The organism is Streptomyces sp. NPDC002125, assembly GCF_053593715.1.
The window spans coordinates 432,263-455,782 of the sequence record NZ_JBSFDD010000002.1 but is presented as its reverse complement, the minus strand read 5'-3'; the positions used below and the strand labels follow the sequence as shown (position 1 = coordinate 455,782).

The window sequence follows — 23,520 nt, the reverse complement described above, 5'->3', positions numbered from 1 at the left end:
GCCGATGCCTGTGGATTACCGGCCGGTTGTGGAAAACTCCGTCACCGCCACATACCGCTCCCGTACCTCCCGATAGCGCGCCAGTTCCGCCGCCACCGGGTCCAGGACCCTGGCCCTGCCGCAGCCGGCCGCCGCCTCACGGAGCCGCCGTTCCGCCTCCTGGCCGTACCTGCGGGCCGGACCCCGGGCCGCCGCCGCGCACGACCACTCGACGAGCGGCCCGCCGATCACACCGGCGAGCATGAGCAGGGCGGGGACGAGCAGACCGGGCTCCAGCACACCGACGATCTGGCCGAGCAGCCACAGTCCTCCGAAGATCTGGAGCAGGGTCATCGAGGCCTGCGCCAGCACGGCCGCCGGCCACCACGCGGGACGCGGCGGCCTGGCACCGCGGCCGCCCGGCGCCCCCGCGACGGGAGCAACGGTTCTGCCCGGGGAACCGGACCCGCGCACCGCGGAACCCACCGGTCCCGAGGCCGAGCCCGTGGGGACCGAGGCCGAGCCCGTGGGGCCCGACTCCGCGGAGCCAGTGCCCCGCCCGGTGGTCCCCGCCTTGCCCGCCTTGCCCGTCCCCCGCCCCTGACCCGCGCCGGCCTGCCCGGCCTCCCGGCCCCGTCCGCCCCCGCCCGCCTGCGCGGCGCGCGACAGATCGTCCAGTGCCTCCGGCAGTCCCTCCGCGCCGTTCACCGCCGCCTCGCGCACGGCCTGCGCCCAGGGTGCGGGCAGCCCGTCCACCGCATCGTCCGCCAGCTTCCGTACGGCCTGCTCCACCCGCTGCCTGGCGGTGATCTCCTCCTCGGGCGGCGCCAGGGCCTGCGCCATCAGGTCCAGTCCGCCGAGCTGCCGGGTGGACTCGTACCAGCGCCACAGACGCAGCCACGGCGTCCCGCAGGCCCGCCCGGCGTTCCTGCGCCACTCGCGCTCCGCCGCCTGACCGGCCGCCGACGCGCCCACCGCCTCCGCGAGCCGGTCGGTGAACTCCTCGCGGGCCCGCTCCCCCAGCCCCGGCCGCCCCTCGGCGACGTACACCGGCCGGAGTCTGGCCGCGGCGGCGTCCACATCGGCCAGGAGCCTGCGGGCGGCGGCCGTGCGGTCCTGGACGAACGTGCCGAGCATCTCGCGCAGTTCACCCACACCCTCGCCCGTCAGCGCGGACAGGGACATGACGGTTGCGCCCGGCTCACCGTGCTCGCCCACCGCCATGCCGTCCTCGTCGAGCAGCCGGCGCAGATCGTCGAGCACCAGGTCGGCGGCCTCGCCGGGAAGCCGGTCGATCTGGTTGAGAACGACGAAGGAGATCTCGGCGTGTCCGGCGAGTGGTCGCAGATAGCGCTCGTGCAGGGCGGCGTCGGCGTACTTCTCGGGGTCGACGACCCAGATCACCGCGTCGACCAGGGCCAGCACCCGGTCCACCTGCTCCCGGTGCCCGGTCGCCGCCGAGTCGTGGTCGGGCAGGTCCACCAGGACGAGCCCCTGCAGGGCCTCGTCGGTGGGCGTGCCGCCCTGCACCGGCCTGCGCCGCAGCCGGCCGGGAATGGCGAGCCGGTCGAGCAGCCCCGCGGCGCCGTCGGTCCAACTGCACGCGATCGGCGACGAGGTGGTCGGCCTGCGCAGCCCGGTGTCCGAGATCTGCACGCCCGCCAGCGCGTTGAAGAGGGTGGACTTGCCGCTGCCGGTGGCTCCCGCGATCGCGACGACCGTGTGCCGGGAGGAGAGCCGCTGGCGGGCCGATGCCTCGTCCAGCACCCGCCCCGCCTCGGCGAGGGTGTCCCCGTCGAGCCGGGCACGGGAGAGTCCGACCAGCTCACGCAGCGCGTCGAGCCTCGGCCGCAGGGGGCTGCCCGGCAGCCCGTACGCCTCGACCTCGGGTCCCGCGTCGTCCTGCGGCGGGCGCTCCGCCTCCACGGCCTGTGCCGCGGCGTCGGCGGCCCGGCGGGCGATGAGCCCGTCGTCCCACCGCCGGCCGTCACCCGCCTCCGCGCCCTCCGCGCCCTCGCCCTCCGGTCCCGGTCCGTGGTCCCGGCCCTGGTCAGTGACGGCAGTCATCGCTGCCACCTCTCCTTCTGCAGTACGGACAGCGCGGCAATGAGTTCGGCCTGAGGCTCCGGGGCGACTTCGAGCGCGTCCAGCGGGGCGAGTCGGCGGTCGCGCTCGCCGTGCAGGACCTGGTCCAGGCAGCTGGTGAGCAGCGCCCCGCCCTTGTCGCGGAGGCGCAGGGCCCCCTGGGCGCCGATCCGTTCGGCGAGCTGCTCCCCGGCGCCCCGCGCGCGGCGCCCGCCGAGCAGGGTGGCGGCGAGCAGCGCGGCCACCGTCTCGGCGTCGGGGGCGGCGTTGCGTTCGAGGAGCCGGGCCTCCTCCTCGGCCAGCTCCTCCAGGACCCGGCGCCAGCGCCGCACGGCCATGCCGATCCGGCCCTGGATGTCCTCGGCGGGCCCCCATCCGCCGGCCTCCCTGCCCGCGTCCTCGAAGCGGAAGATCCCGGCGGCGGGTTCGCGCTGCCAGGTCGCGCGGATCTGCTCGTCGGCGGCGGCGACGGCGCACTGGAGCAGGGCGGCCAGGCTCTCCACGAGCGCCTCCAGCAGCTCCCCCGCCGTGCTGTAGAGCGGGTAGCCGCGCCACCGGGTGCGGGCGCCGCCCGCGAGCACCGCGCCGTTCTGGAGCCGCCGGCGCACGCGGGACAGCTCCTTCCCGTACGACTCCTCGACCACGCCGGTCAGCCGCACGGCCGCCGCGTACTGGGCGGCCACCGCGGACGCCAGCTCCGGCATGCGGACGTTCAGCGAGTCGATGACCCCGGACGCCGTGCGTCCCACCGCCTGCTGACGGGCGGCCGGATCCTGTACCCGGTGCGTGAGCCACGCGCGCAGGGGCGCGACGGCGGTCGTGGGCAGCAGTCCGCTCCCGCCTCCCGCGGACTCGGGCAGCTCCGGGATCGTGAAGCGGGGCACATCGCCCAGTCCGGCCCGGGTGAGCAGGGCCGCGTACTGCCGGGACACCTCTGCGATCACCTGGTGCGGCACCCGGTCCAGGACGGTGACCAGCGACGCGTTGTACTCCTTGGCGGTACGCAGCAGATGCCACGGCACCGCGTCGGCGTACCGGGAAGCCGTGGTCACCATGATCCACACATCGGCGGCGCAGACGAGTTCGGCGGCCAGGACCCGGTTCCCCACGACGAGCGAGTCGATGTCGGGGGCGTCCAGGAGAGCGAGCCCCCGGGGCAGCGTCGCGGCGGTCTCCACCCGCAGCACCGTCTCGTCCCGGTCCCCGTCGGCACCGAGGTGGTCGAGCCCGTCGGGGTCGGGGACCTGCCCCGGGGGCAGCCACACCCGGGTCAGCTGGGGCAGCACGCGCACCCCGGCGAACCAGTGGTGGTCGTCCGGGTGGCAGACGAGCACCGGGGTCCTGGTGGTCGGGCGCAGCACCCCGGCCTCACTGACCCGGCACCCCACCAGCGAGTTGACCAGCGTCGACTTGCCCGCGCCGGTCGATCCCCCGATCACCGCGAGCAGCGGCGCCTCGGGGTCCTTGAGCCGGGGTACGAGGTAGTCGTCGAGCTGGGCGAGCAGTTCGGTCCGCGTCTGCCGGGCGCGCGGGGCCCCCGGCAGGGGAAGTGGGAGACGCACGGCAGCGACACGGTCGCGCAGGGCGGAAAGTGCGTCGATGAGCTGGGGCCGTACATCCATGGTTACCACATGTGAAGAATGCCCAATTTTGACGCCTTTTTGAAGCGTATAGGCCCCCCTGCGCGGCGGATCACCCCCGGGGGACAGAGGGGACGAGTGGGGCGCAGGCATAACGAGTGCACAACACCCGGGGCGCGAGGCGCGAAAAGCGATGCACGAATCGCACCCACCTGCGATTATCGGTTCGCTTCACCGAACCTCCACATCGTGCCACGCAGGTGAAGCAACCGGGACGAGGCGATCTGAGCCCTATCCTTGTCCCGGCACGGTCACGGATGGCTTGAACGAGCGCCTTCCGGGGCACCAGGCCGACACCCGGCCCCCGTAGCTCAGTGGATAGAGCAGGCGCCTTCTAAGCGCTTGGCCGCAGGTTCGAGTCCTGCCGGGGGCGCACAGTTCGCGCAGCGTGAGGCCCTCCCTCGGGAGGGCCCTTTTTTGCGGGTCACCGCACCGTAACGAGGACGGCGTAGCGAAGGCGTAAGCGCCGGGCCGGCCTCGACTGGGTGTGAGGGCGGTCCGGCGCGGTCCTGCTTGCGAGTGCCGGGGGGCTCGCGGCGTGATCCGTTCGCTGCCGGCGACCCCAGGACTCCGTACTCATCGCAACGATCAGGGATTCACTTCTGCTTCACCGGCGGGCAGGTGCCCGTGTCCTCGCCGATGGAGTTGATCTCGGCGTTCGAGCGGGAGTCGTTCGCGTAGTCGATCTGGTCCGTGCACTTGGTGTCCGGGTCCTTCGGCGTACCCGACACCTCCCCGCCCTTCTGCACCGGCGGACACGTACCCGTGTCCTCACCGATCGAGTTGATCTCGGCGTTCGAGCGGGAGTCGTTCGCGTAGTCGATCTGGTCCGTGCACTTGGTGTCCGGGTCCTTCGGCGTACCCGACGCCTCCCCGCCGTTCTGCACCGGCGGACACGTACCCGTGTCCTCACCGATCGAGTTGATCTCGGCATTCGACCGCGAGTCACCCGCGTAGTCGGCCTGATCCGTGCACTTCGCACCGGTCGCGGCGGGCGTATCGGACGACTTGCCCCCCACCGCGTCGGACTGCGGGGTGTTCGCAGTCGTCACCGACGAACTGCTCGCGGCGGAGGTGGGGGTGTCGCCGCCGCCATTGCCGCACGCCGTGAGCGCCAGGCCGAGGGCCACCGCGGTCATGGTCAGTACCGAGATCTTCCGAATGCGCATGCTGGTCTTCCTCTACGGGGGGAGCGGGCGAACGGGCTGGGCGATCGTTCGCCCGTGTGGCTTTCCGCCTCCCCAGACGGCCGGCGCGGTTGCCCGAGTTGCTTCTTGATCGTCTTCAGGACACGTTCGTGACATGCCGGTCGTCACCTCGTGAAGTCCGCATCCGCCTCAGGCATCGGCGCAGGTGAGCACCGGCCCCCGCTCAGCTTCCGAGCCGCTCCAGCAGCTCCGGCAGGTCCGCGAACGAGTCCAGTACGTGGTCCGGGGTGCCGTCGGCCGATTCGTGGGTCTCCCGGGTGTACTTGCCGGTCCTGACCAGCACCCCGGTGATGCCGTGGCGCTGGGCGCCCAGCACGTCCGACTCGATGTCGTCGCCCACCATCAGCGCCTGCCCCGCGGCGGCCCGGAGATGGGCCAGGGCCGCGGCGAAGAAGGCCCCGGACGGCTTGCCCGTGATGACGGCCTCGGTGTCTGCCGCCCGTTCCAGACCGAGGAGGAACGCCCCGGTGTCGAGGTCGGGTCCGCCGGCCGTTCGCCAGTACAGGTTGCGGTGCATCGCCACCAGGGCCGCCCCCCGGCGGACCAGGCGGAAGGCGCGGTTGAGTGCCTCGTACGTGAAGGCGTCGCCCGCGCCGCCGAGGACGACGACATCGACTGCGGCGCCGTCGTCGTCCTCCTGTTCGACGAGGGTCACGCCCGGCAGGTCGGCCCGGACGTCACCGGAGCCGATCAGCAGGCAGCGGGCCCCGGGGTGGTGCTTGTGCAGATGGGCGGCGGTGATGGAGGGCGCGGTGAGGATGTCGTCGGCGTCCACAGGGAAGCCCCGGCCGGCCAGCAGCTCCGCGATCCGGAGGCGAGTCACCGAGGTGGTGTTGGTGGCCAGCGCCAGCGGGACGCCCGTGGCGCGCAGCCGTTCCATCGCCTCCACCGCTCCGGGCAGCGGCTCCCAGGAGACCGTGAGTACGCCGTCGATGTCGATCAGGACCGCGCCGATCCGTTCCATACAACCGACCGTCCCCGACTTGCCGAACCGTCGCACATGGGATTGTTTCGAAGGTGGGGGCGCGTGTGTGTTCCGCTCTCCCCCGCCGTATACCTCTCTGGAGGTGAACCACCGTGCTGTTCACCGACCGCACGGATGCCGGGCGGCGGCTCGCCGCCGCACTGCGGCACCTGGAGCGGCGCGATCCCGTGGTCCTGGGGCTGCCGCGCGGCGGGGTCCCGGTGGCGTACGAGGTGGCGCAGGCCCTCGGCGCGCCGCTCGATGTGATCGTGGTCCGCAAACTCGGTGTTCCCTACCACCCCGAGCTGGGGTTCGGCGCCATCGGTGAGGGCGGGGTGCGCGTCATCAGCGACGAGATCGTCCGTCACGCCGGGGTCCGTGAGAAGGATCTGGCCGGCGTCGAGCGCACCGAGGAGGCCGAGCTCGTGCGGCGGGCCGGCGCGTACCGGAAGGGCAGGCCCCGGCTGCCGCTGCGGGGGCGATCGGTGATCGTGGTGGACGACGGGATCGCCACCGGGGCGACCGCCCGGGCGGCCTGCCGGGTGGTGAAGGCGCAGGGCGCCGCCCATGTCGTACTGGCCGTGCCCGTCGCGTCACCGGATGTCGTCGCCAGGCTGCGCGAGGACGTGGACGAGGTGGTGTGCCTCTCCACGCCGAGCCTCTTCTCCGCCGTGGGCGAGTGGTACCGGGACTTCTCCCAGACCTCGGACGAGGAGGTCGTCGGCCTGCTCGCCCGGGTCCCCGGCAGCCGGGCCACGGCCGAGGACGTCGAGGTGGACGCGGGCGGGGTCCCGCTCGCCGGGGATCTCGTGATGCCCGAGGACGCCGGGGCGGTCGTGGTGTTCGCCCACGGCTCGGGCAGCAGCCGGCACAGTCCGCGCAACCGCTCGGTCGCCGCGGCGCTGAACCGGGCGGGGCTCGGCACCCTGCTCTTCGACCTGCTCACCCCCGGGGAGGAGGTCTTCCGGGCGAACGTCTTCGACATCGATCTGCTGGCCGGGCGGCTCGCGGACACCACCCGCTGGGTGCGGGACCGGGTGCCGGTCCCGGTCGGCACCTTCGGGGCGAGTACGGGGGCCGCCGCCGCGCTGCGGGCCGCCGCCGCGCCCGACGCGGGTGTCGGCGCCGTGGTCTCCCGGGGCGGGCGCCCCGATCTGGCCGGGGCGGACCTGTCCGGGGTGCGGGCGCCCACCCTGCTGATCGTGGGCGGCGACGACACCACGGTGATCGATCTGAACCGGCAGGCGCAGACGGCGCTCCAGTGCCCGAACCAGCTGGAGATCGTCCCCGGCGCCACGCACCTGTTCGAGGAGCCCGGCGCACTGGAGCAGGTCGCCGAGCTGGCCACGGCCTGGTTCACGGCGCATCTACTGCCGCTCCGGACGTAACCTCCCGGGAGTCGCCCGTACGTACTAACTCTCGTGTGTGAGCGGTCATGTGACAGCTCATCAGGTAAGCAGCTCCGGCCCGGGCCGCAGCGCGGCCCGCTCCCGCCCGACGCGGCGGACGTGACCCGGATGCCGCGCGTGTGCGCGCCTATCCTGTCCGTAAAGGGTCGAGGGCAGGGGGCGGGTGCGTCATGCGGGTGCTGCGGCTGGACGGCGCGGGCGTGCCCGCGTACGCCGACGGCATGCGGCGGGTGTACGCCGACGTGTTCTCGGCCCCGCCGTGGAACGAGGACCCGTCCGAAGCCTCGCGGTACGCCGAACGACTCGCCGCCGACGCCGGACGTCCGGGGTTCACCGCCGCGGTCGGCCTCGGCGCCGGCTCAGCGGGCGACGGCTCGGGCTCGGGCTCGGCAGCCGAACTCCCCGGTACCGTGGCCGGCTTCGCCACCGCCTGGATCACGCCGGACGTCTTCCCCGCCGACCGCAGCTACGGGCACGTCGCGCGGGCCCTCGGCCCCGAGCGGGCCGGCGCGTGGCTCTGCGGGGCCCTGGAGGTCGACGAGCTCGCCGTCGCCCCCGCCGCCCGCGGCACCGGCCTGGGTGCGGCCCTGCTCGCCGCGGTCACGGAGACCGCGCCGGGCGGACGCTGCTGGCTGCTCACCTCCGTACGCGCGGAGGCGGCGCTCCGCTTCTACCGGCGGGCGGGGTGGCATCGCGTGCCGGTGGGGGTGCCGGGCAGGGCGGGGCTCGTCGTCCTCCTCGGGCCCGGGCATCCGGGAGCCGCCGGCCCCGCCGGCCGGTGGTTACCGGAAAACCCCTGCTGCGCACTTGTGAGTTGAGTGATGCGCGACCGTTATGTGAATCGATTCAAACGCCGGGAAGATAGTGGCCCACCCCAAAGGCTGTCAAGGGCACCCACCCATTCACCCCATTCAGGTCGTACATCGCTCCCCTTCGCCGAACTTCTCGGCATCAACCCATTGACTGCGCCAGTAATCCCCGTTTAGCTTCCGAGCAACCTCATTGAAACCTTTCACGGCGGGTGGCGAGACCCAGCCCCACCGCTGAGGAGCTCCCATGAACCAGTCCGCCCCGGACCCGGCCCCGGTCCTGGCCCTCAAGGGCGTGAGCAAGTCCTTCGGTGCCGTACGGGCCCTGCGGGACGTGTCCTTGCAGCTGTTCCCCGGCGAGGCCCACGCACTCGCGGGTGAGAACGGCGCAGGCAAGTCGACCCTGATCAAGGCCCTCGCCGGAGTGCACCGTCCGGACAGCGGCGAGGTGCTCCTCGACGGCGAGCCCGTCGTCTTCCACGGCCCGGCCGACGCGCGTGACGCCGGAATCGCCGTCATCTACCAGGAGCCGACGCTCTTCCCCGATCTGTCCATCGCCGAGAACATCTTCATGGGCCGGCAGCCTCGGCGGTCCCTCGGCCGCATCGACCGCAAGGCCGTGCACGAGACGACCGCCGGACTGATGCGCAGGCTCGGGGTCGACCTGGCACCGGACCGCCCGGCCCGCGGGCTGTCCATCGCCGACCAGCAGATCGTCGAGATCGCCAAGGCGCTCTCCTTCGACGCCCGTGTCCTGATCATGGACGAGCCGACGGCGGCCCTCACCGGCGGCGAGACCGCCCGGCTCTTCTCCGTCGTCCGGGCGCTGCGCGCCGAGGGCGCGGCCGTGCTGTTCATCTCGCACCGCCTGGAGGAGATCTTCGAGCTGTGCCAGCGCGTCACGACCCTGCGCGACGGCCGGTGGATCTCCTCCGAGCCGCTGGAGGGCCTCACCGAGGACGACCTGGTGCGCAGGATGGTCGGCCGCGACCTCGACGACCTCTACCCCAAGCAGGACGCCGAGGTCGGCGAAATCGCCCTGTCGGTGCACCGGCTGACCCGCGAGGGCGTCTTCCGTGACGTGTCCTTCGACGTCCGGCGCGGCGAGATCGTCGCGCTCGCCGGGCTCGTCGGCGCCGGACGCACGGAGGTCGCGCAGGCGGTCTTCGGAGTCGACCGGGCCGACGCCGGTGAGGTGAAGGTGGCGGGCACGGTGCTGCGCCCCGGTTCACCGACCGCCGCGATGGACGCCGGGCTCGCGCTCGTCCCCGAGGACCGGCGCCAGCGCGGGCTGGTCATGGATATGTCGATCGAGCGCAACATCGGCCTGACCGGGCTGTCCGAGGTCCGCAAGCGCGGGCTCGTCAGCCGGGCCCTGGAGCACGACAGGGCCGCCGACTGGGCGGTGCGGCTCCAGCTCAAGTACAACCGGCTGGCCGACACCGTGGGCGTGCTGTCCGGCGGCAACCAGCAGAAGGTCGTCCTGGCCAAGTGGCTGGCGACCGGCCCCGCCGTGCTGATCGTCGACGAGCCGACGCGCGGGATCGACGTCGGCACCAAGGCGGAGGTGCACCGGCTGCTCTCCTCGCTGGCGGCGGACGGCCTCGCGGTCCTGATGATCTCCTCCGACCTGCCGGAGGTCATCGGCATGGCCGACCGGGTGCTCGTGATGCACGAGGGCCGGCTCGTCGCCGAGATCCCCCGCGAGAGCGCCACCGAGGAGTCGGTCATGGCGGCGGCCACCGGACGCAATGAAAGGGCAGCGGCATGACCACCACCATCGAGAGCCCGCCGGACACCGTGAAGGCGCCGGAGCGGAGTGCCTCCTCGCTCGTGGACGCGGTCTTCCGGGCGCGCGAGATCTCCATCGCGGGCGCGCTGGTCCTGCTGGTCCTGGGGACCTATCTGGCCAACCCGCGCTTCCTGTCCGACCAGGGCATCAAGGACCTGCTGCTCAACGCGTCGATCCTGGTGCTGCTCGCGGTCGGCCAGTCCGCCGTCGTGATCACCCGCAACATCGACCTGTCCGTCGGCTCCGTCGTCGGCCTGTCCGCCTTCGCCTGCGGCAAGTTCGTGGCGGGGAGCGACCACGGTGTGCTGACCGTGATGCTGCTCGGCACCGCCATCGGCATCGTCTGCGGCCTGGTCTCCGGCGCCCTCGTGAGCTTCGGCAAGGTCCCGGCCCTGGTGGTGACCCTGGGGATGCTCTACATCATCCAGGGCATCGACTACTGGTGGGCGCAGGGCGAGCAGATCAGCGCCTCCGACGTGCCGGAGGCCGTCCTCGGCCTCGGCAGCGGCAGCCTGCTGGGCGTCCCGTACCTTCCGCTGATCGCACTCGTCCTGCTCGCGGCGACGGCGTACTTCCTGCGCGCCTACCGCTCGGGGCGTGAGCTCTACGCCATCGGGTCGAGCCCCGAGGCGGCGCGCCTCGCCGGCATCCCGATCCGGCGCCGGGTGCTCGCCGCGTACGCCTTCTCCGGGGCGGTGGCCGGCTTCGCCGGGGCCCTGTGGCTGGCCCGCTTCGGCACCGTCGTCGCGGACAACGCGCACGGCTGGGAGCTGACCGTCGTCAGCGCCGTCGTCGTCGGCGGCGTCGCCATCACCGGCGGCACCGGCACCGTCTGGGGCGCCGCCCTCGGCGCCCTGCTGCTCACCACCATCGGCAGCGTCCTGGTCGTGCTGAAGGTGGACTCCTTCTGGCAGGGCGCGATCACCGGCGCCCTCCTCCTGCTGGCCATCAGCGTCGACCGGATCGTGAACCTGCGGATGACCGCCGCACTGAGGAAGAGGAACGCCCGTCATGACCACGGCGCCTGACACCAAGACGGCTCCCGCGCCGCGGGCCGTATCGAAGCCCTCACTGGTACGCGGTCTCGCGCTGCGCTGGGACACCGCGGTCGGTGTCCTGCTCGTGGCGGTCCTCGTCGTCGGACTCGGGACCACCGAGGGCTTCGGTTCGGGTGAGAACCTCGCCTTCGCCTTCAACGACATCGCCGAAGTCGCCATCATCGCCCTGCCGATGACCCTCCTGGTCGTCGCGGGGCAGGTGGACCTCTCGGTCGCCTCCATGCTGGGCCTGGGCAGTGCGCTGACCGGTGCGCTGTGGGAGGCGGGCTGGGCCTTCGAGACGATCGTGCCGGTGGTGCTCCTGGTGGGCGTCGCCGGAGGCCTCCTCAACGGCTGGCTGGTCACCAAGGTCGGCCTGCCGTCCCTCGCCGTCACGATCGGCACCCTGGCGCTCTACCGGGGTCTGGCCTCGGTGGCGCTCGGCAGCGACGCGGTGACCGACTTCCCGCAGGTCTACGCGGACTGGGCGGTCGACACCACGACCGTCCCCGGCACCTTCCTCACCTACCCGGTGCTGCTCTTCGTCGTGCTGGCCGCCGTCACCGCCGTGGTGCTGCACGCCACCGGTCTGGGCCGCTCGCTCTTCGCGATCGGCGCCCAGGAGGAGGCCGCCTACTTCGCCGGCATCCGGGTCAAGCGGATCAAGCTGCTGCTCTTCGTGGTGACCGGGCTGTTCTCGGCCTTCGCGGGTGTCATCTTCACCCTCCGGTACGGAAGTGCCCGCGCGGACAACGGACTCGGCTTCGAAATGCTCGTCATCGCCTCCGTCCTCCTCGGCGGCATCGACTTCGACGGCGGGAAGGGCACGCTCTTCGGTGCGGTCGCCGGTGTCCTGCTGATCGGCGTGCTGAAGAACCTCCTCACGCTCAACGACATCGCCAACGAGGTCCAGGTCATCGTGACCGGGCTGCTGCTCGTGGCCTCCGTCCTCACCCCCCGGATCATCGCCACCGTCGTCGAACGACGGCACAGGCGGGCCGCGAACACCCCCGCGCCCCAGTCGTCATAAGGCCCCTCCCCGTATCCCCCGTACCTCTTCGAAAGGCACACGCCGCCATGATGCTCCGCAATGCCGCTGGGCGCCGCGCCGTCGCGACCGCAGCCACCGCCGTCTCCCTCGCCCTCGCCCTCACGGCCTGTTCCGGCACCACGAAGGACAGCAAGGACACCGGGAGTTCCGCGAAGACGGGCAGCGCGGCGAAGGCCGACCCGGACGCCCCGCTGAAGAAGGGGCTGAAGCTCGGATTCCTGCCCAAGCAGATCAACAACCCGTACGAGAAGATCGTCGACGAGGCGGGCATCGCGGCGGCGAAGGAGTACGGCGGCACGGGCAAGGAGGTCGGCCCGTCCGACGCCAACGCGTCCTCGCAGGTCTCCTACATCAACACCCTGATCCAGCAGCGCCAGGACGCGATCCTCATCGCGGCGAACGACCCGAACGCGGTGTGCGGCCCGCTCAAGCAGGCGATGAAGAAGGACATCAAGGTCGTCGCCTACGACTCCGACACGGCGAAGGACTGCCGTCAGCTCTTCATCAACCAGGCCAGCTCCGAGGAGATCGGCCGCAGCCTGGTCCAGCACCTCGGCGAGCAGATCGGCTACAAGGGCAAGGTCGCGATCCTGTCGGCCACCCAGAACGCCACGAACCAGAACACCTGGATCGAGTTCATGAAGGAGGAGCTGAAGCTCCCCAAGTACAAGGAGATGGAGCTGGTCAAGGTCGCGTACGGCGACGACGCCGACCAGAAGTCCTTCCAGCAGACCCAGGGCCTCATGCAGGCCTACCCCGACCTCAAGGGCATCATCTCGCCCACCACCGTCGGCATCGCCGCCGCGGCGCGCTACCTGAGCGACTCCTCGTACAAGGGCAAGGTCGTGCTCAACGGGCTGGGCACGCCGAACCAGATGCGCAAGTACGTCAAGGACGGCACCGTCGAGCAGTTCTCCCTGTGGAACCCGGAGGAGCTCGGCTACCTCGGCTCCTACGCCGCCGCAGCGCTGGCGTCGGGCCAGATCACCGGCGCCGAGGGCGAGAAGTTCAAGGCGGGCAAGCTCGGTGAGTACACCGTCGGCAAGGACGGCGAGGTCATCCTCGGCGAGCCGACGGTGTTCGACTCCAAGAACATCGACACCTTCAACTTCTGATCGGGGGAGCCGGCTCCATGCAGCGCGTCTGCTTTCTGCTGAAGGTCCGTGAGGACCGCAAGGACGAGTACCGCGAGCGCCATGCCGCGGTGTGGCCGGACATGCTCGCCGCGCTGTCGGAGGCGGGCTGGCACAACTACTCGCTGTTCCTGCGCGAGGACGGCCTGCTGGTCGGCTATCTGGAGACGGAGGACTTCGACGCCGCCAGGGAGGCGATGGCGGCGACCGAGGTCAACGCCCGCTGGCAGCGGGACATGGCGGAGTTCTTCGAGCAGTCGGAGGCCGCCGACGAGGCGATGGTCCCGCTGACCGAGGTCTTCCACCTGGCCTGATCGCACAAGCCTCCCGCCCCGGCCGTCCACGACGACGGCCGGGGCGGGATGCGTCCAGCTGTCCTCAGACCGCCAGAGAGCCCCGCACGTCCGGGTACTCCACCTCGTCGGGGAGCTCGTACCCCAGTGCGGTAAGCCGTGCGGCGACATCGGCGGGGCTCCGGCCGGTCAGGCTCGCACTGCGCAGGACGTGCTCCAGGTGGACTCCGTCGCGGTACGACCGGTCGACGGTCTCCAGCAGCCGGATGTCCGCCTCGTCGGCCGTCTCCGGCAGCTGGGCCTTCTCGTGCAGCGGGTACCCCAGCTCGGTGAGCCTCGCGGCGATCACAGCGGGGCTCCGCCCGGTGACGAGGGAGGCACGCAGGACGTGCCGCACCGGCAGACCGGCGACGCGGCTCTCCTCCAGCCAGGGTCCCCGGCCGTCGAGTCCCTTGCTGAGCGCGACGAGGTCGTCGTCGTCCAGAGGGCCGGGCACCGCTCCGCCCGGCTTCCCGCCTCGCAGCACCGCCAGCCGGGCGACGACGTCCGCCGCGCTGCGTCCCGTCTCCCGTGCGACGGTGAGGACGTGCCCGAGAGGCGACCCCGACCAACGGCCCATGTAGTGCGGGCGGTAGGTGACATGGAGGGTGAGGAGCCGCTCGTCGCCGGGTTCCGGGGTGTAGGGCAGCCGGAGGCCGAAAGCGGTCAGCCGCACGGCGGCGTCGTACGGGCTGCAGGCCAGGTACTCGGCCACTTCGAGGACGTGCTGGGCGGACACCTCGTCGCCCCAGCCGAAGAACCTGCCGGACCCCTTGCGCTCGGCACGGATCAGCATCACGTCGCGGGGTCCCGGGGTCTCCGGAAGCGATCCGCTGCCGCCGATCCGGAACCCGAGGGCGGTGAGCCGGCGTGCGGCATCGGCGGGAGAACGCCCGGTGTGCTGGGCCGCCTGGAGGAGGTCGTGCAGGGACACGGGTTCACCGGCGCCGAGCCATCGCTGCCGGTAGCTGTCGGGCCCCTCCCTCTTCACCAGCGCGGCGTCCTCGGGGCCGATCGAGTCGGGCCAGGGCGTCTCCGGGTGCTCGACGTCGGCGTATCCCAGCTCGGCCAGCCGGGACGCGACGGCCGCGGGGGCCCGGCCCTGGAGGGACGCGGCGTAGAGCACGTGTCCGTACAGCACCGGCCGGGCGGGGTCCAGCCAGGGGTAGTGGCCGTTGAGGTTGGAGCTGACGAGCATGAGGTCGTCGGGGTCCTGGGACTCGACGGGGGCGTGGGACACGGTGCGGGCCTTTCGTGTGCGGTGGCCTGGGTACGGCACGGGTGGTCGAGGGGGCGGCGGGGCTGCCCCGTCATTCGGAGACCGCGATGTACCGCAGGGGCTCGCCCTCCTCGACGTACACGTTCTCCTCCTCCTCCTGCCTGGCGGTGAGGTTCACCCGCACCCCCTGTGGCTCCAGCTCCGTCCAGAGCCGCAGCATCATGTCCTGGCTGAGGTAGTGGTGCGAGAGGTCCAGCTCCCGCAGATGGGCCAGCGACTGCCCGCCCAGCAGGGCCTCGGCACCCTCGTCGCCGAGTGTGCCCATCGACAGGCTGAGCGAGGTGAGCCGGCGCACGACGGGCGCCGAGGCGAGCGCGGCGGCCAGCTCGTCCTGGATCGTGCTGTTCTGGAGGCCGAGGTGGCGCAGTGCCGGTTTGCCCACGCCGTCGAGCAGCGGGGCCAGGTCCTCGGCCGTGGTGCCCCCGCCGTACTCCTCGTCGCCCAGCCACAGGTCCAGGCGTTCCAGCGACGGCAGGGAGGCGGCGGCTATCTGCGCAGCCGCCTTGGGGCTCAGCCCGCCGGACTCGACGCGCAGCACCCGCAGGTTCGCGTGCCCCGTCGTGGGGAACGCCAGGCCGTCACCGCCCCGCACGGCCAGTTCCCGCAGCCCGGGGAAGGCCTCCAGGAGTTCGGTGAGGTCGTCCAGTTCGATGGTGGAGATCATCGCCTCCTCGTCCTCCAGATCGCCGAGGAAGACCGCTTCGAGCCCGGTGAACCGGGTGCGCAGGCCGGTCAGTTCGTCCAGATCGCCACCGCCCTGGTCGTCGTACCAGGGGCTGCCGAGGATCAGGGCCCGCACCTGCCCCAGGTCGACGGAGTCGGTGAACCGCTTCCAGTAGGGCCGGGAGCTCTCGTCGGTCGGGTACGGCCCGCAGTGGAGCCGCCAGGCGACGGCGTCCGCTGCGGGCAGGTCCGAGGGGTCCGCGTACGGCGGGAAGGTGAAGACCGGCAGTCCGTGGAACTGCTCGACATGGTGGACGTACGACAACTGAGCACTCCTGATGGGTCTGTTCGGGGGTGTACGAGGTTTTCTACCAGCCGCCACCGACAGAGCGGGCCCGGCAGGGGCTTTCCCCTGCCGGGCCCGGCGGGCGGTGTCAGCCGACCTCGCCCTCACCCTCCGGCGGCTCGGCGCCTCCGCCGTTCCTCAGCCGGTCGGCCTGCTCGATCGCCGTGGCGAGCTTGGCCACCGCGCTGTCCTCGGTGGTCGATGCCAGCGACCGTGCCCGGCGGGCGAGTTCACCGAGCGCGGGGGTTCCGGGCAGGTCGCCGCCGCGCAGCGTGTCCGCGAAGTAGGCGGCCACCGCCGTCACCTGGAGCCGTGCGCTGTCGCCGCCCCAGAGCGTGCCGTCGATCGCGCCGGTCTCCACCGACCCGGTCTGCTCATGCGCCTTCCGTGTCTTCGGGTCCTGCCAGCGCACCGTCGCCGTCGCCACATGGCCGGAGGCGTCCTCGCGGAGCCGTACGGCGTAGAGCGCGGTGACCGTGTGGCCGGGGCCGACCTCGCCGCCGTCGACGCTGTCGTCGCGGAAGTCCTCGTCGGCGACCTTGCGGTTCTCGTAGCCGATGAGCCGGAACTGCTCGACGGTCTTCCGGTCGAAGGCCACCTGCGCCTTCGCGTCCCGGGCGCGCAGCTGGACGTGGGCGGGCAGCTGGTCGACGAAGACCTTCCTGGCCTGGGTCTCGTCGGCGATGTACGTCGTGTTGCCGTCGCCCTTGTTGGTGAGCCGTTCCATCAGCGCGTCGCCGTAGTCGCTGCCCACGCCGACGCCGAACAGCGTGATGCCGTATTCCTCGCGCGCCTCGTCGATGCGCTCCAGGATCGCGTCGGCGTCGGTCTCGCCGGTGTTGGCCAGGGCGTCGGAGAGCAGGACGACCCGGTTGGTGGCGCCCTCGCGGTGGCCCCCGACCGCCTCGTCGTAGCCCTGCTGGACGCCGGCCGCCACATTGGTGGAGTCGGTGGGCTCCATCTTCTCGATGGCGTCCCGGATCTTGGTGCGGTTGCCCTGGAGCCGGGTCATCGGCAGCCGGGTCTCGGCCTCGTCGCTGAAGGTGACCAGGGAGACGGAGTCGTCGTCGCGCAGTTCGTCGGCGAGGATGCCCAGCGAGGTCTTCGCCAGGTCGAGGCGGCCGGGTTCGGCCATCGATCCGGAGATGTCGACGACGAAGGTCAGTGCGGCGGGCGGGCGTTCGCCGGTCTCCGAGGCGGGCCTGGTGGCCAGCCCGACCCGCAGGAGCGACCAGTCGGAGGCCCCGGCGCCGGGCTTGGCGCCGTCGACGGACACCGAGAAGCCGTTGCCCTCCGGTGGCTTGTAGCCCTGGCGGAAGCTGTTGACGAACTCCTCGGGCCGCACGGTGTCGGGCGACGGCAGCTGCCCGTCCCCGAGAGTGCGCCGCGCGTATCCGTAGCTGGCGGTGTCCACGTCGAGCGCGAAGGTCGACAGATAGTCGGGCGCCACGCTCTCCCGGTCCGCGCCGTCCTCGGCCGCCGCCCCGTCCTCCTGCTGCCCGGGTGCGGCGGACGGAGCGCCGGGGGCGGGCTGCTTGCCCCCGGCGGGTCCGCGGCTGCCGCTGCTGCGGTCGGCCAGGGCGGACTCGTCGCCCGTGTCCGACGCACCGCAGCCGGTGATCAGGATGCCGCCCGCCAGGAGCAGCGCCAGCGCCCCTCGATACGTCCTTGCCCTGCGTTCCATCGTTACCCCCCACGTCGTGGACATCTGTGAATGTGACGTGCGGGGCGGCCGTGCGGAGTCGTCAGAAGCGTTGCGGAACCGTCTCGAAGCGGCAACGGCGGGCGGTGGAGCGGCGGAACATCAGCTTCAGGACACGATGTCCTTACGACTGAACCCCCGGAAGGCGAGGGCGAACAGGATCAGGGCATAGGTCACCGATACGGCCGCTCCCTTGGCCATCCCGCCCCATTCGAGATCGGGCTGCAGTGCGTCGGCCCAGGCGAACTGCCAGTGCGCGGGCAGGAACTCACGCCATGACCCGAGCGCGGTCACCGCGTCCAGGACATTGCCGACGATCGTCAGCCCGACCGCGCCGCCCACCGCGCCGAGCGGGGCGTCCGTCTTGGTGGACAGCCAGAACGCCAGTCCCGCGGTGACGAGCTGGGAGACGAAGACGAAGGCGACCACGAGCGCGAGGCGCGGCACGGTGTCCGAGGTGGAGAGCGCGCCGCCGGTGGGCAGCTTCAGCGGCCCCCAGCCGTACGCCGCGGCTCCCGCGGCCAGCGCGACGACCGGCAGCAGCACCATCGCGGCCAGGCTGAAGCCGAGCGCCACGACGAGCTTGCTCCACAGCAGCCTGGCCCGGGGCACCGGCGCCGCCAGCAGATAGCGCAGCGAGGACCAGCTGGCCTCGGAGGCGACGGTGTCCCCGCAGAACAGGGCGACCGGCACCACGAGCAGGAAGCCCGCGGAGACGAAGAGGCAGGTCGCGGCGAAGTTCGCCGCCGACTCCGTCGCCACGTCCATGAGGTTGATCCGCGAGCCGCCCCCGCCTCCGCCCTCGCCTCCCGGCGTGCCGCCGATCGCGAAGGCGATGATCAGGATGAACGGCAGCGCCGCCAGCACCCCGCCCATGAGCAGGGTGCGGCGCCTGCGCAGCTGCCTCATCGCCTCCACGCGCAGCGGCAGGGTGCGGCGGGCGTGGTAGCCGGGGGCTTCGGCCAGTGCCCGGATCTCTGTTGCGGAGCTCATGCGGATCCTTGGGAGATGAGGGTGAGGAAGGCGTCCTCCAGGCGGCGGTGCGGCCCGACGCCCGTCACCGGCACGTCGAGGCGCACCAGTTCGGCGACGAGCTGCGCCGCGGTGGCACCGTCGAGACGGACCAGCAGCCCGCGGCTGTCGTCGGTGCGGACGGCGGAGCCGATGCCCGGGAGGGCGGCCACCTTGTCCAGGAGCGCCTCGGGGACCTCGGCGTCCGTGGTGACGAGCAGCATGTCCCCGGAGCCGGTGATCTCGGCGACCGGCCCGGCCTGGACGAGCTGGCCGCGATCCATGACCACCAGGTGTGTGCAGGACTGTTCGACCTCGGAGAGGAGGTGGCTGGAGACGATCACGGTCCGGCCCCCGGCCGCGTACCGGATCATCACGTCCCGCATCTCGCGGATCTGGGGCGGGTCCAGCCCGTTGGTCGGTTCGTCGAGGATGAGGAGGTCCGGCATGCCGAGCATGGCCTGCGCGATGGCGAGGCGCTGCCGCATGCCCTGGGAGTAGGTGCGCACGGCGCGGGCGAGTGCGTCGCCGAGTCCGGCGATCTCCAGGGCCTCGTCGATGTGGGCGTCCTCGGCGGGCCGCCCGGTGGCCTGCCAGTACAGCTCCAGGTTGGAGCGGCCGGAGAGGTGCGGGAGGAATCCGGCGCCCTCGACGAAGGACCCGACGCGGGACAGCACGGGCGCGCCCGGCCGGATCGCGTGCCCGAAGACGCGGATCTCTCCGGCGTCGGGGGTGATCAGGCCCATCAGCATGCGCAGGGTGGTGGTCTTGCCCGCGCCGTTCGGTCCGAGGAGGCCGAGGACCTGGCCCTTCTCGACCCGGAAGCCGAGGTCGCGCACCGCGTACCGGTCCGAGGACTTGGCGTACTTCTTGGACAGGTCCGTGATCTGGAGCGGTACGCCGGTCAGCGCCGGGTCCGGGCCGGGCGTCGCCGTGCGCCGGCGCGCGGTGAGCAGGAGCGCCGCGGAGATCACCGCGGCGGCGGCCGGGAGCCCCCAGATCCACCAGGGCAGGGACGCGGCCGCGGTCTTCACGGCGGGTGCGGTGGGCACGGCCAGCGGCCCGTCGAGGGTGACGGTGTACGTCGCGGGCTCCGCGGGTGAGGCGTAGCCGAGGTCGGTCGCGGAGAGGACGAGGCGGAGCCGGTGTCCCGCGTCGACCTCGTGGTCGATGGCGGGCAGGGTGAGCTCGACCGGCTTGCCCTGCTCCTGCGGGGTGATCCGGTAGGGGGAGACCAGCTGGGAGGGCAGCACCTGCTGCGTCCCGTCCGGCGATACGTCGTACACCTTGCCGAACAGGACGGCGTCGCCCTGGTCCGCCTTCACGTTCACACGGACGGTGGGCGATCCGGTGACGTGCACGGCGCTGTCCAGCGGGGCGGACTCGAAGCGCGCGTGCTGCCCGGGGAAGTCGAGCGAGAGGCCGACACCGAGGGAGGACAGCTGGGAGAGTCCGCCGCCGATGCCGGGGACGGCGGAGATGGAGGGCGGGTTGGCTCCGGCGGGGTTGCTGAAGGTCTGCGTGAGGCCGCCGGAGGGCGCGTCCTGGCCGCCGGCCGTGAGCTCGTCACGTCCGCCACCGGTGTCCCCGGTGTCCTGGCCGCCGCCACCGGCCGCGGCGCCGTCCCGGCCGCCGGCGGGCCGGTCCTGGCCGCCGCCCGCGGGGGCGTCCTGTCCCCCGCCCGTCGCCGGCCGTTGCCCGGCGCCGGTGAGGGTGATCTTCCGGGTGCCGCTGGAGAGTCCGGGGTAGGTGGCGCTGCTCGCGCCGCGCTTGAGGGCCGCGCCGTCGGTGGAGTCGACCCCGCCGGTCCTGGTCACCCGGAAGCCGGGGCCGGTGTCGGCGCCCTTCTCCTCCTTCAGATACCGGTCGAACCAGTCACCGATCCGGCCCTCGACACGGTCGACCTCGTCGTCCCCTCCGTCGTGGCCGCCCGCGATCCAGTCGACGGAGACGGACGCGCCGTTGGCCTTGACGGCCTTGGCCATGGCGTCGGCCTGGCCGAGCGGGAAGAGCGAGTCGCTCTGGCCCTGGACGATGAGCGCGGGCACGTCGATGCGGTCGGCGACGGCGGCGGGGGAACGTTCCGTCAGGAGTGCGCGCGCCGCCGCGTCGGGCTTGCCGGTGACGGCGACCCGCTCGTACATCTCGCAGAGCTGCTTCTGGAACTTCTCGCAGCCGCCGCCGGAGCTGACGAAGATCCCGGCCCAGAGCTTCTTGAACACTCCGTCCGGGAAGAGCGCGTCGGCGAGGTTCCAGTAGCTGATCACCGGGGCGATGGCGTCGACCCGGTCGTCGTGACCGGCGGCCAGCAGCGACACCGCGCCGCCGTAGGAGGCGCCGGTGACACCCACGCGCGGGTCGCCCTCCGCGTCGAGCCGCACCTCGGGCCGGCCGGCCAGCCAGTCGATGAGCCCCGACACGTCCGCGACCTCGCCGTCGGGGGCGTTGAGCGTGATCTCCCCGGTGGTCTTCCCGAAGCCGCGGGCCGACCAGGTCATGACGGCGTACCCGTCGGCGGCCAGCTTCTCGGCCTGGGCGCGCACATCGTCCTTGCTGCCGCCGAAGCCGTGCCCGATGAGGACGGCGGGCCTGCGCTGCGACCCCCCGGAGGTGAAGTACGAGGTGTCGACCGACACCCCGTTCATCTTCATCATCCGGTCGTGCCGCTGCACGGACGGGGCACTGTCGTCGGCGACGGCGGTCCAGGTACCCGCACCCGCGAGCACGGCGAGGGCGGCGACGACCGCGGCCCACCGGCCTCGGGTACGGGGCAGCCGGTGCCGCCACCGGGAAGTCGGTTTCTCCATGACTCGACCCTAGACGGAGCCGCCACCGGGTCCGGATGCCCCCAGGGGGAGGTGTCCGGCATCCCTGGGAGGTACGTTCCGCGCCGCCCGTACTCCGCACGCGGTACACCGCCGCCACGAAAGGCCCGGGACGTGGGACATATCCATCCACATCCACCGCGCAGTCACCACCGTGCAACTCGTGGCGGCCGACCCCGAGGCCGGGGGTTCACGGTCCGGCCGGTACGGGCCGGGGCGCGTCGAGGTCCGTGAGCGGGGCTTCCACCGGGAGCAGCGCTGCCGCCCCGCGCAGGTCGCCCGCCCTGACGAGGCCGTGGATCTCGTGGGCGAGCGGGGTGACATCGCGTACGGAGACCAGCCACTCGTCCGCGTATCTTCGGGCCGCCTCGCCACTGAGCCCCAGTTGGAGGGAGCGGTGCGGGAGGGGGTTCAGCCGGAGGTCGCGTTCCGGGTCCCACTGGACGCGGGCCGGGCTGTGGCGCATCCCGCGCTGCCAGGCGGCGCGGTCGGGGTGCACTCCCCGTACGTAGTGGGAGAGTTCGGCGTTCTCCAGGGCCCAGGCGAAGCCCTCGCGGGTGATCTCGACGGCGAGCACGGTCTCCTGGCCCTCCTTCCCGGCCCAGCCGCAGCGGTACATCATCCAGAGGAAGCTCGGCTTGATCCACGTCATGCGGTCGCGCTTCCAGGCGGACGGGAAGCGCCCGTCGCGGGCGGCCGGGAGGCCGATGGCGGGCCGGTAGGCCTGGTAGACGGTGACCGTGGTGGCCGTGTGGTGGGCGCGGATCTCGTAACGGGGCGGCTGGATCTGGTCGTTCATGCGCCCAGGGTGCGGGACCCGGGTGCGTCGCGGCACCTGGTTTTCGGCGCGCTGCCGCGGCCGCGCGCGTGGGCCGGCGGTCCCTTCCCGCCTGCGTGGAGGGAAGGGCCGCCGGCCGGGTGCCGGAGCGCTCGCGTCAGCGGGTGCCGAGCAGGGAGCGCCAGGTCTGCGGGCCGACGACGCCGTCGACCTGGAGCTTGTGGTTCTTCTGGAAGGCGACCACCGCCGACTTCGTCCTCGCGCCGAACGCGCCGTCGACCACAAGGCCGTAGCCGTAGACGTTCAGCTGTGTCTGCGCGGCCTTCACCGCCTGGCCGGACGAGCCGGACTGCACCACCTTGGTCAGCTTGGACCAGGTGTTCGGGCCGATGACTCCGTCGGCGGCCAGGGACCGGGCCTTCTGGAACTTGATCACGGCGGAGCGGGTGTTCGGGCCGAAGACGCCGTCGGCGGAGACCGTGTAGCCGTGCGCGGTCAGCAGCTGCTGCGCGGACCGCACGTCCGCGCCCTTGGAGCCGTTCTGGAGGACCGGCCAGGAGACACCCGGGGACGGGACCTGCCCGCCGCCACCGCCACTGCCGCCACCCAGCTTGACCGGGCGGAAGGGGTCGTAGTTGTCGTTGCCGATCCCGTACGTGAGCTTCCGGTGGGTCGTGCCGTACGTACCGCGCTGCTCGTACGCCCAGTAGGAGCTGTGCGCCGTGTTGGCCCACTTCTCGAAGATCACCACATGGCGGAAGTCGCCGTCCGAGGTGCTGTAGTCGATCAGCAGGTCGCCCTTCTTCAGCTGGCTCGTGCCGCTGAGCCGCTTGGTGACGCCGTTCCGGGAGTCGGCCAGCCCGACGGTGTTCAGGCCGGGCTTGCCCAGCCCGAGCGCCATGGAGACGAAGCCGGAGCAGTCCTGGCGGTAGCCGTCCTTCCAGTTGCGCTCCATGCTGTACGGGACAGGGCCGCCGTTGTTCGCCGTGAGCCAGACGCGGGCCCGGTTGATCATCGTGTCGGGCGAGAGCGTGGCCGTGGCCATGGTCGACAGCCCGCCGGTCTGCGTGACGAGCGGGCTGTCCGCCTCGGGCTCGGGCCCGTACTCCGCCTGCCGGGCGGCGGCCGTCGCCTGTTCCGAGGTGTCGCTGTCGGCGAGTGCCGGTACGACGATGATTGCTGCCGCGAAGCTTCCGGCGGTGACGCCGAGGAGCGTGATCCGTGCGCGGCGCGAGAGTCGGCTGCGAAGTGACATGGTTCCCCCGTTTGTTGTGGCACATCGGTGTGACACGACGACCCGAGTGGGCCGACCAGGCTCAGAACGCTTGCCGTGCGTCGGGGGCCGCCTGCGCCCCCTGACGGGACATCACGATGGCAAACTTTGCTGTCTGAGCCCAGGGGTGTACGGAAGCCGCATCACTCAGTGACGTGACCTCGACAATGTCCGGGGTGTGTGACCGAGCCGGTCGCGCGACCG

The 23,520-nt window shown here is 72.2% G+C and carries 18 protein-coding genes and 1 tRNA gene; 8 read left to right on the top strand and 11 right to left on the bottom strand.

Features of this window, described 5'->3' with window-relative positions:
• Positions 1 to 15: 15 nt before the first annotated feature.
• Both ACWCQM_RS05140 and ACWCQM_RS05135 read right to left on the bottom strand, forming a co-directional pair.
• Complete coding sequence (locus ACWCQM_RS05140) at positions 16 to 2,046, bottom strand: GTPase (RefSeq protein ID WP_450913976.1); 2,031 nt, start codon at positions 2,044 to 2,046, stop codon at positions 16 to 18.
• The gene (locus ACWCQM_RS05135; protein ID WP_450913975.1) at positions 2,043 to 3,686 is read right to left on the bottom strand and encodes an ATP-binding protein; all 1,644 of its coding nucleotides are present in this window, start codon (positions 3,684 to 3,686) and stop codon (positions 2,043 to 2,045) included. Before ACWCQM_RS05135 ends, ACWCQM_RS05140 begins: the two co-directional genes overlap by 4 nt.
• Before the next feature lie 318 nt (positions 3,687 to 4,004).
• Here ACWCQM_RS05135 and ACWCQM_RS05130 point away from each other — a divergent pair.
• Positions 4,005 to 4,077: transfer RNA gene (locus tag ACWCQM_RS05130), tRNA-Arg, on the top strand.
• Positions 4,078 to 4,300: 223 nt separating this feature from the next.
• Here ACWCQM_RS05130 and ACWCQM_RS05125 read toward each other — a convergent pair.
• Positions 4,301 to 4,873 carry a hypothetical protein gene (locus ACWCQM_RS05125; RefSeq protein WP_450913974.1) on the bottom strand — a complete coding sequence of 191 codons (573 nt, stop codon included), beginning with the start codon at positions 4,871 to 4,873 and terminating at the stop codon, positions 4,301 to 4,303.
• 202 nt (positions 4,874 to 5,075) lie between these two features.
• Positions 5,076 to 5,876, bottom strand: coding sequence for an HAD-IIA family hydrolase (locus tag ACWCQM_RS05120; protein ID WP_450913973.1), 801 nt, complete (start codon positions 5,874 to 5,876; stop codon positions 5,076 to 5,078).
• Between the two features lie 113 nt (positions 5,877 to 5,989).
• Here ACWCQM_RS05120 and ACWCQM_RS05115 point away from each other — a divergent pair, with 113 nt between their 5' ends.
• The 7 genes from ACWCQM_RS05115 to ACWCQM_RS05085 all read left to right on the top strand — a co-directional run bounded on the left by ACWCQM_RS05115 (position 5,990) and on the right by ACWCQM_RS05085 (position 13,421).
• Positions 5,990 to 7,264 (top strand): phosphoribosyltransferase family protein, encoded by a 1,275-nt coding sequence (locus ACWCQM_RS05115; protein WP_450913972.1) that lies wholly within the window; start codon positions 5,990 to 5,992, stop codon positions 7,262 to 7,264.
• Positions 7,265 to 7,455: 191 nt separating this feature from the next.
• Complete coding sequence (locus ACWCQM_RS05110) at positions 7,456 to 8,103, top strand: GNAT family N-acetyltransferase (RefSeq protein WP_450913971.1); 648 nt, start codon at positions 7,456 to 7,458, stop codon at positions 8,101 to 8,103.
• 238 nt (positions 8,104 to 8,341) lie between these two features.
• Positions 8,342 to 9,865, top strand: a complete 1,524-nt coding sequence (locus ACWCQM_RS05105) for a sugar ABC transporter ATP-binding protein (RefSeq protein WP_450913970.1) — start codon at positions 8,342 to 8,344, stop codon at positions 9,863 to 9,865.
• On the top strand, positions 9,862 to 10,914 hold the full coding sequence (locus ACWCQM_RS05100) for an ABC transporter permease (protein WP_450913969.1): 1,053 nt from the start codon (positions 9,862 to 9,864) through the stop codon (positions 10,912 to 10,914). Before ACWCQM_RS05105 ends, ACWCQM_RS05100 begins: the two co-directional genes overlap by 4 nt.
• On the top strand, positions 10,898 to 11,953 hold the full coding sequence (locus ACWCQM_RS05095) for an ABC transporter permease (protein ID WP_450913968.1): 1,056 nt from the start codon (positions 10,898 to 10,900) through the stop codon (positions 11,951 to 11,953). Before ACWCQM_RS05100 ends, ACWCQM_RS05095 begins: the two co-directional genes overlap by 17 nt.
• A 47-nt stretch (positions 11,954 to 12,000) precedes the next feature.
• Positions 12,001 to 13,089 (top strand): rhamnose ABC transporter substrate-binding protein, encoded by a 1,089-nt coding sequence (gene rhaS, locus ACWCQM_RS05090; protein ID WP_450913967.1) that lies wholly within the window; start codon positions 12,001 to 12,003, stop codon positions 13,087 to 13,089.
• A gap of 17 nt (positions 13,090 to 13,106) precedes the next feature.
• On the top strand, positions 13,107 to 13,421 hold the full coding sequence (locus tag ACWCQM_RS05085) for an L-rhamnose mutarotase (RefSeq protein ID WP_073746798.1): 315 nt from the start codon (positions 13,107 to 13,109) through the stop codon (positions 13,419 to 13,421).
• Between the two features lie 64 nt (positions 13,422 to 13,485).
• Here the strand turns inward: ACWCQM_RS05085 and ACWCQM_RS05080 are convergent, their stop codons facing one another.
• The 7 genes from ACWCQM_RS05080 to ACWCQM_RS05050 all read right to left on the bottom strand — a co-directional run bounded on the left by ACWCQM_RS05080 (position 13,486) and on the right by ACWCQM_RS05050 (position 23,298).
• Positions 13,486 to 14,679 carry a wHTH domain-containing protein gene (locus tag ACWCQM_RS05080; protein WP_450913966.1) on the bottom strand — a complete coding sequence of 398 codons (1,194 nt, stop codon included), beginning with the start codon at positions 14,677 to 14,679 and terminating at the stop codon, positions 13,486 to 13,488.
• A 70-nt stretch (positions 14,680 to 14,749) separates the two neighbouring features.
• On the bottom strand, positions 14,750 to 15,706 hold the full coding sequence (locus ACWCQM_RS05075) for an STM4015 family protein (RefSeq protein ID WP_450913965.1): 957 nt from the start codon (positions 15,704 to 15,706) through the stop codon (positions 14,750 to 14,752).
• A gap of 109 nt (positions 15,707 to 15,815) precedes the next feature.
• Positions 15,816 to 17,411 (bottom strand): YfbK domain-containing protein, encoded by a 1,596-nt coding sequence (locus tag ACWCQM_RS05070; protein ID WP_450913964.1) that lies wholly within the window; start codon positions 17,409 to 17,411, stop codon positions 15,816 to 15,818.
• A 126-nt stretch (positions 17,412 to 17,537) separates the two neighbouring features.
• Positions 17,538 to 18,422, bottom strand: coding sequence for an ABC transporter permease (locus tag ACWCQM_RS05065; RefSeq protein ID WP_450913963.1), 885 nt, complete (start codon positions 18,420 to 18,422; stop codon positions 17,538 to 17,540).
• Positions 18,419 to 21,247, bottom strand: a complete 2,829-nt coding sequence (locus ACWCQM_RS05060; protein WP_450913962.1) for an alpha/beta fold hydrolase — start codon at positions 21,245 to 21,247, stop codon at positions 18,419 to 18,421. Before ACWCQM_RS05060 ends, ACWCQM_RS05065 begins: the two co-directional genes overlap by 4 nt.
• A gap of 208 nt (positions 21,248 to 21,455) precedes the next feature.
• Positions 21,456 to 22,064, bottom strand: coding sequence for a DUF4291 domain-containing protein (locus tag ACWCQM_RS05055; RefSeq protein WP_450913961.1), 609 nt, complete (start codon positions 22,062 to 22,064; stop codon positions 21,456 to 21,458).
• 136 nt (positions 22,065 to 22,200) lie between these two features.
• Positions 22,201 to 23,298 (bottom strand): peptidoglycan-binding protein, encoded by a 1,098-nt coding sequence (locus tag ACWCQM_RS05050; RefSeq protein ID WP_450913960.1) that lies wholly within the window; start codon positions 23,296 to 23,298, stop codon positions 22,201 to 22,203.
• Positions 23,299 to 23,520: the final 222 nt, after the last annotated feature.